Source organism: Myxococcus sp. CA056 (assembly GCF_013336715.1).
Lineage (GTDB): Bacteria > Myxococcota > Myxococcia > Myxococcales > Myxococcaceae > Myxococcus > Myxococcus llanfairpwllgwyngyllgogerychwyrndrobwllllantysiliogogogochensis.
The window spans coordinates 1-382 of the sequence record NZ_JABUMT010000071.1; the positions used below are offsets into that span (position 1 = coordinate 1).

Here is a 382-nt window from a genome sequence, read left to right on the forward strand (position 1 = left end):
CGATCATGCGCTCGACGGATGAGTGCGAGATGTCCCGCTCATGCCAGAGCGCGACATTTTCCATCGCCGGAAGCGCATAAGCGCGCACCATGCGCGCGAGGCCGGTGAGGTTTTCGGTAAGCACCGGGTTACGCTTGTGCGGCATCGCCGATGAGCCCTTCTGGCCCTCCGAGAAATACTCCTCCGCTTCCAGCACTTCCGAGCGCTGCAGGTGGCGGATCTCGATGGCGAGGCGCTCGATGCATGACGCAACAACGCCCAAAATCGCAAAATACATGGCGTGCCGGTCGCGCGGGATCACCTGCGTCGAAACGGGCTCGACCTGTAATCCCATCTTCTCGGCGACATATTCCTCAATAATGGGATCGATATTGGCGAAGGT

The 382-nt window shown here is 59.7% G+C and carries 1 protein-coding gene; it reads right to left on the minus strand.

Going from position 1 to position 382, the window contains the following annotated elements; translation table 11 throughout:
- A partial coding sequence (locus tag HUA76_RS44865; protein WP_254614922.1) for a lyase family protein occupies positions 1–382 on the minus strand: 382 nt, incomplete at both ends.